At 44.1% G+C, this 7,372-nt stretch carries 7 protein-coding genes and 2 tRNA genes; 1 reads left to right on the plus strand and 8 read right to left on the minus strand.

Translation table 11 applies throughout. The annotated features are described in order from the left end of the window. The first annotated feature begins 7 nt into the window (after positions 1 to 7). Entirely contained in the window at positions 8 to 325 is a 318-nt protein-coding gene (locus tag JHD44_RS18815; RefSeq protein ID WP_233402232.1) for a hypothetical protein, read from the plus strand. Here JHD44_RS18815 and JHD44_RS16375 read toward each other — a convergent pair. The 8 genes from JHD44_RS16375 to JHD44_RS16410 all read right to left on the minus strand — a co-directional run bounded on the left by JHD44_RS16375 (position 322) and on the right by JHD44_RS16410 (position 7,291). Further along, positions 322 to 2,784, minus strand: a complete 2,463-nt coding sequence (locus tag JHD44_RS16375; RefSeq protein WP_199463848.1) for a Lon protease family protein — start codon at positions 2,782 to 2,784, stop codon at positions 322 to 324. The two genes, JHD44_RS18815 and JHD44_RS16375, sit on opposite strands and share 4 nt — an antisense overlap. 60 nt (positions 2,785 to 2,844) lie before the next feature. Then, positions 2,845 to 3,642 (minus strand): TatD family hydrolase, encoded by a 798-nt coding sequence (locus JHD44_RS16380; RefSeq protein ID WP_199463849.1) that lies wholly within the window; start codon positions 3,640 to 3,642, stop codon positions 2,845 to 2,847. A 4-nt stretch (positions 3,643 to 3,646) separates the two neighbouring features. Beyond that, the gene (holB, locus tag JHD44_RS16385; RefSeq protein ID WP_199463850.1) at positions 3,647 to 4,582 is read right to left on the minus strand and encodes a DNA polymerase III subunit delta'; all 936 of its coding nucleotides are present in this window, start codon (positions 4,580 to 4,582) and stop codon (positions 3,647 to 3,649) included. Beyond that, positions 4,582 to 5,208, minus strand: coding sequence for a dTMP kinase (tmk, locus tag JHD44_RS16390; protein WP_199463851.1), 627 nt, complete (start codon positions 5,206 to 5,208; stop codon positions 4,582 to 4,584). The genes holB and tmk overlap by 1 nt, the downstream gene beginning before the upstream one ends. 8 nt (positions 5,209 to 5,216) lie before the next feature. After that, entirely contained in the window at positions 5,217 to 6,245 is a 1,029-nt protein-coding gene (gene mltG / locus JHD44_RS16395) for an endolytic transglycosylase MltG (protein ID WP_199463852.1), read from the minus strand. After that, positions 6,242 to 7,042, minus strand: coding sequence for an aminodeoxychorismate lyase (gene pabC, locus JHD44_RS16400; protein WP_199463853.1), 801 nt, complete (start codon positions 7,040 to 7,042; stop codon positions 6,242 to 6,244). The genes mltG and pabC overlap by 4 nt, the downstream gene beginning before the upstream one ends. Before the next feature lie 46 nt (positions 7,043 to 7,088). Continuing rightward, positions 7,089 to 7,164: transfer RNA gene (locus tag JHD44_RS16405), tRNA-Glu, on the minus strand. A gap of 51 nt (positions 7,165 to 7,215) precedes the next feature. After that, positions 7,216 to 7,291: transfer RNA gene (locus JHD44_RS16410), tRNA-Glu, on the minus strand. Positions 7,292 to 7,372 lie beyond the last annotated feature (81 nt).

Below are 7,372 nucleotides of genomic sequence, written 5' to 3' on the forward strand. Positions count from 1 at the left end.
AAACCAAATGAAATTTAAACAGAATATACCTTGTTACATTCAATCGCTGATTAGTATTACACTGGTGAGTTGTACATTTTGGCAAACTGTCAGCGCCGCAGAGTGCAGTGATAAGAACGCTATAGAAGCTGCTATGAGCGCTTCCCAAAGCGTAATGAACGGAAATAGCTTCAGAAAACCAAAGGTTTTGAAACGTCATCACCCCAGTAAACGTAAAGAGGTCGCCACTTACTTTGAAAGTGACGACCTCTATTACACGCTTTACTGGCTAGTCTCAGATAACTGTACAGCAGGTTTTATTAAACGAACTCAGGGCAAGCGCTAGCCTTTTTTAGTGCCTGCGTTTTCCTTACCATTATCAGCCTTCTTACTTTCTTCCACCGCCTTATCTTTATCAGCGTTTTCTTCCTCTTCCCCTAGCTTTGAGATTTCTTCTAAGCGCTTAAGAATCCTAGCGGAGATCGTACCTTCTGGGTACTTTCCATTTGCATCCAATTCTCCAGGCTCCAAGCCAGTTAGAAGATGCAATGCTTCGTCTGCTTTTTCCACTGCATAAATATGGAATTGACCCGCTTCTACCGCTTCAATCACATCATCATTTAACATTAGGTTAATGACATTTGACTTTGGAATAATGACGCCTTGAGTACCAGTCAATCCTCGGGCATGACAAACATTGAAGAAACCTTCAATTTTCTCATTCACACCACCGATAGCCTGAACTTGACCATATTGGTTCAGTGAGCCAGTAATGGCCAAATCTTGACGCAATGGCACGTTGATCAAAGCAGACAGCAAACAACATAATTCGGCTGTCGAAGCACTGTCCCCGTCCACATAACCATAACTTTGCTCCATTGCAATGGAAGCACTGATATCTAATGGGAATTCTTGCGCATAACGATGACCTAAATAACCAGAAAGAATCAACACCCCTTTAGAGTGAATACTTTGTCCTAGGTTCGATTCACGCTCAATATCAACGATCCCCTTTCCGCCTGGGTACACTGTAGTAGAAATTCTTGCAGGCGCTCCAAAACTGCTGTCGCCAATTTGCATAACAGTTAAACCATTAATGTTACCAATGGCTTTACCATCACTCTCAAGCAAGATGGTGCCATCAACAATTTCTTCAATGATCTTTTCGGCAACACGACCCGTTCGATGCTTTTTCGCTGCCAGCGCTCGCTGCACATGGACATCGGTAATCACATCGTCTTTTGCCAAGTCACGATTAAAGTCAGCCTCACCTAAAAGTTCGAACACATCGCCTATTTTTGCGGCCATTTCTTTTTGGTGCTCAGCCAGTCGACTACTGTACTCGATTAGCCTCGCTACACCCGCATCCGTAACATCTGCATAGCCCTCTTTGGCCACTCGATCTTTCAATAATCGAGCAAACGCTAGCTCAGTTTCCGTATCGCGCTTCAACGAATCATCGAAATCTACCAATACTCTAAACATTTCCTGGAAATCAGGGTCTGCGTCTTGCAACAGATAATAGATTTCACGTGAGCCAATTAGAACAACTTTCACCTGCAATGGCAGATCTTCAGGTGATAGAGTGGTTGTACTCATCAATCCCATATCTGCATATGGATGCTCAATCTTTAGGGCCTTGCTCTTTAGTGCACGTTTTAACGCTTCCCATAAGTAATGATCGGTTAATAGTTTCTCAGCATCTAGGATTAAATAACCGCCATTAGCCGCATGCAAGCTTCCCGAGCGGATCAAACGATAGCTGGTAACCAACATACCTTGATCAGAGCTGTACTCCACTTGCCCAAATAGATTACGGTAAGTTGGGTGAGGTTCGTAAATAACCGGCTGACCACCATCAGAAGTATGCGTCACCGCCACATTTGGTAGATACATTTCCTCGTACATAGTTCGACGACTGGATTCATCACGGTTATCCGACGTTTTATCATCAACAAACTGATCAATGATAACTTTGTCGAGGTCTTCACGCATTTCGTTAAGAAACTGAATCATAATCTCTTGATCGGCATACTTTTCAAACAAAGGTGCCATCAACGGATCAAGTGACTCTTTAACCGTATTTAAATTCAACTCTCGCAACTGCTCATATGAAATACGCTTCCAAGTTGGCAGGCTCAACAGCTCATCGTTAAGCATACCTTCAAGCTCAGATACACCAGCTTGAAAAGCATCACGCTCATCATCTGTTAACGTTGCGAAGTCCGCTTCTTCTAATGCCTTGCCATCACGCATTGGCGCGAAACTTACAGATGATGCATCACGAAACATTGCAACACCGATTTTCGAGGCATGACGCTCTACTAGATTAATCGCCGCTTCGTATTGATCGTTGAAGGCACGATCAATAGCGCTTTTCTGTTGCTGGTAGTTTGGATGTTCAAAGGCTGCAGGGAAGGTCCCCATCAAGCCATCAATTAAGGTACGAATATCTTGCTCGAAAACTTTTGCTTGTCCTGGCTGAAACTCGATAGCCTTAGGTACATGTGTGTCTTTGAAGTTATTAACGTATACCCACTCGCTTGGTGTTTTTTTACGCTTTGCTTCACTTTTTAAATAACTTGTCACGTAAGAAGAACGACCTGTGCCAGCCCCCCCCATGACAAAGATGTTATAACCAGGTCGGTGCATCGCTACACCAAATTGGATGGCCTCAACGGCACGCTCTTGACCTAGAATGCCACTTAGGGGCTCTAGCTCACTCAGTTTTTTGAAAGGTAGATTTCCTTTCTCGATTTTTGCTGCCAGCGCATTCGGCGCTAAGGCATGAACCATTTCTGACATCTAACAGGTCCTTTTGATCATAGCCATCACATTAAAAAACTGGCTATTTAAGTGTTATTTTTAAACTAAAATATTATCGCGTTTAACTTTTGAAAATTTGCGATGAAAATTCTCCGAGCTAATTTCCATAAGCTCTTCGATACGAACCTGCTTTAGGTCTGCTACAAATTGGGCAACATCTCTCACGTATTTCGGCTCATTCTTTTTACCGCGGTGTGGTACCGGAGCTAAGTAAGGAGAATCCGTTTCGACTAATAACGCATCTAGAGGTAGTTTCTTGACTGTGTCGCGAAGATCCTCTGCGTTGCGGAAGGTCACAATCCCCGAAATCGAAATCATGTAGTTTAGATCCAACGCCCTTCTCGCCATATCATAATCTTCAGTGAAGCAGTGGAGCACGCCACCCACATCTTTATTACCATGCGTACGAATAAGATCTAACGTATCATTCTTCGCATCACGAGTATGAATAATCGTTGGCAGCTCAAGCTCACCAGCGGCGGCCAAATGTATCGCGAAACTCTCTTTTTGAATAAGGTGATTTTCAGGTTCTTTATCATAAAAGTAATCTAGACCTGTCTCACCAATCGCCACCACCTTCTCTCTTGATGCCAAGGCTAGTAGCTTGTCATCCGATGACAGCAAGCCCTCCTTATGAAGTGGATGTACGCCGCAACTGGCAATCACACCAGAGCGCTCAGTGAATTGATACACTTCTTCAAAACTTTCAAGATCAACTGAAATAGTTAAAATCTGAGAAACACCTAAGTCTCTCGCAGCATCTATGGCACCTTGGGTACCCTTCTCATAACCCGATACATCTAGTTTATCTAGATGACAATGTGAATCTACAAGCATGTATTTACCAAGAATTTAATTCGCCTACTATCTGTATAGTGGGGTTAAGATGTGTGATATCAAGTTGTCGCTTCAACCCAGTTAAACTCGAACTAAAATTCATCAAACAATAAACATCATAGCGAGACAATAGAGCATTTAATACGCTTTCAATTTGACTGTTCTTTTGACCAGTGGCCGAATAATGAATGGCTGCCGCAAGCAATGCCAACAGGCCATCAAGCCATAGTCCAATACCATCTTTTGGAACTTTCGCCGCTAACTCGTCTGTTCGCATATTACCATCAAGCCACTGCATTAGATGATCCGGCAAAGCTTGAAGTAACTCATGCTGCTTTGAGTCAATCAGACGAAGTAACTGATATGGCGTTTTAGAGAACCACAGAAGATCACTAATATCTGTTTTAACTCGATCATTAACCCAACCAACAACAATACCTGGATCAGGTGCCGGCAGCATCAATCTTTGGCATCGACTTAGTATGGTTGGCATTAATGCTCTAGACGTATGGGTTGTCAAAATAAAGTATGTCGAAGATGGCGGCTCCTCTAAGGCTTTTAAGATTGCGTTGGCTGCATTAACGTTCATTTCATGGGCTTCATGAATAACGACCACCTTAGAAAAGCCTAACTGCGGCTTATTCGCCACTTTTGCTACAACTTGCCTGACTGCATCGACACGAATACCACCTTCACGACCGTCCAACACTAGCCAATCGGGATGGGTATCAGCTTTCGCTACCTGACAGCTATGGCATGTGCCACATGGCGCTTTATCTGGATGCTCACAAAGCAACAGTTGGGCCACTTGTTGAGCAAACTCACTTTGTCCAACACCATTAATCCCACTGACCAGCAGAGCATGGTGAAAACGACTTTGTCGACGCCAAGCCTGAGCCTGCTGATAAGCATCTGTTAACCATGGGGCCAATTCAGTCATTATGAAGTTTTCTCTAGCAGGCTCAGTTGCTGCAAAATTTGCTCAGCGACATTATCCATCGTCTGACTCGCATCCAACACGGCAAAACGTGCTGGTTCTTCAGCAGCTAGCTCTAAGAACCCACTTCTTACTGCTTCATGAAAGGCCGTCGACTCACCATCAAGTCGGTTAGCGTCACCACGGGAGGCAACTCTACTTAATCCCAATTCGACTGGCACATCCAGTAATAAGGTTTTATCTGGCATACACCCTTCTAAAAACGAAGATCTCAACATATCAATAATGGATTTATCGATCCCTCGCCCAATCCCCTGATACACGTAACTTGAATCCACATACCGGTCACTGATCACCCATTTGCCATCAGCCAAAGCTGGCAATATGGTTGTATTGATATGTTGAACTCGAGCGGCAAACACCAATAGCAGCTCAGCATCTGCAGCAACAGCCTCATCTCGAGACGCCAAAACAAGCTCACGAATTTCTTCAGCCATTGGCGTACCACCTGGCTCTCGAGTAAGAACATACTCGATATTGCGTTCTTCAAGCCATGTTTTAATCACGTGAATTGCCGAGCTTTTACCTGCGCCTTCACCGCCCTCTAGGGAAATAAATTTACCTTTCATACAAACCTCTATTGAGTCGGAGTTGACGTGTAATCTTTACGACGCTGGAAACGCTGGTAGCGAGCAACCGCATTATTGTGCTCTCGCAACGTATTTGAAAAAACGTGTGAACCATCCCCTTTGGCAACAAAATACAAAGCTTTCGTCTCGCCAGGATTCAAAGCCGCGACAATCGCTTCTTTGCCAACATTTGCGATTGGCGTTGGCGGTAGTCCATTAATTTGATAAGTGTTATAAGGAGTTGGTCGACGTAGATCCGCGCGGGTGATATTCCCATTATAACGCTCTCCCATACCATAAATTACCGTTGGATCGGTTTGTAATCGCATTCCCTTTTCGAGGCGACTGATAAATACCCTTGCAATTAGTGGTCGCTCCGCTGCAACACCAGTTTCTTTTTCGATAATTGAAGCCATAATCAATGCTTCATAAGGAGATTTAATAGGTAAATCCTTCGCCTTATTTTCCCAAGCCTCATCCAAAGCCGCGTTAAGTAATGCATGTGCTTGCAAAAAAATATCTAAATCCGTGTCGCCATCGTGATAACGATAAGTGTTTGCAAACAGCAAACCCTCGGGTGAGTCGTGCTCAACCCCCAACTTTTCAGCAATTTCTTTTGCTGAAAGGCCATCCAACGTCATCTCAATATTACCTTTCGCCTTCATTGCATCAAGGTAGTCTCGGTAAGTGTGTCCCTCTAGAAGTGTAATGGGGTAATAAATCGTCTCGCCTGAATCAAATTTCGCCAACACGTCCATGAAACTCATGCCTGGCTCAAGTTGATATTTGCCAACTTTTGGCGTTAATGATGGATCTAACTCATGGGCTAATCGAGCCAGTAATGGATGCGGAAGCCAGCCTTGATCCGCTAATTTATAACCCAGCTTGATAATAGAAGTGCCACGCTCAATATCAAATGTCATGCTTTCTTTAATTGGAAGCGGCTCCGTTAAGGATTTATAAGCCCATGTTGCCGCTAGCGCAGAAAGCGTCGCGACCAAAACCAGTATCAGTACTATCCACTTTACATACTTCATATTGGATTTATTTTTTCCATTAATTGTTTGGTCATAGGGCCTATTGGAAAGGTTTTGTCGTCAAACCTAACCACAGGCATTATTTGACTCATTGCATTACACACAAAGATCTCATCTGCCAACATTAAATCTTCAAGCGTGTAGCGGCCGATATCAATACACCCATCAAAGTCCGCTAGGATACGACTTCTCAGACTGCCTTGAACACCACTTACCATCAGAGCAGCAGTCCTCAGTCTACCTTTGTAAAACCAGAATAGATTGCTTTGGATGCACTCAACGATAAAGCCATTAGCATCGACTAGAACAGCTTCATAGTAGTTTGCAGGCAGACAGGATTTTGCCATCACATTTTCTAAGCGGTTAAGGTGCTTTAACCCCGCCAATGATCGATTAATGGAGGCATTGATAGGGGAAGTCGTTAACGATACACCCACTTGGTGCATTGCCGCATAGTTTGGCTTTTCGAATACCCCGAGAATAAACTCAAAATTAGGACTATCTGGTGGCAAATAGCCACGACCGCCAGATCCACGAGTAAAAATAATTTTCAAACCAGAATCGGGGTACTCTTGAGCTTGTTGATCGACAAAAGACCAGATCTTCTGCCAGAAGTGATCATCAACTGCAAAATTGAGTCTATTGCAGCCTCTTTTTAGCCGGGCTTGATGAATATCAAGATTAACCACATCACCATGCAGTACTGAGAGCGTTTCGAATAGACCATCACCGTAGGCTAAACCACGGTCTGACAATGAAACATTTGTGTCTGGAAGGAAGTTCCTGAACCACTGCATATGATTGATCTCATTGAAAAAGCTAAATCATAACAGATTAGATAGATGGCGTCCCATAGGGGGTTCGAACCCCTGTTACCGCCGTGAAAGGGCGGTGTCCTAGGCCTCTAGACGAATGGGACGTAGTTGAAGCGTACTTCAGATGATTAATATGGCACCTTAATCATGAAAGGTGGCGTCCCATAGGGGGTTCGAACCCCTGTTACCGCCGTGAAAGGGCGGTGTCCTAGGCCTCTAGACGAATGGGACACATCATTGCTTCCGTAGAAGCTCTCTACTCTTTCGAGTTAGAGAATTGGAGCGGGAAACGAGGCTCGAACTCGCGACCCC

This window comes from Marinomonas ostreistagni (assembly GCF_016461785.1).
GTDB classification, from domain to species: Bacteria; Pseudomonadota; Gammaproteobacteria; order Pseudomonadales; family Marinomonadaceae; genus Marinomonas; species Marinomonas ostreistagni_A.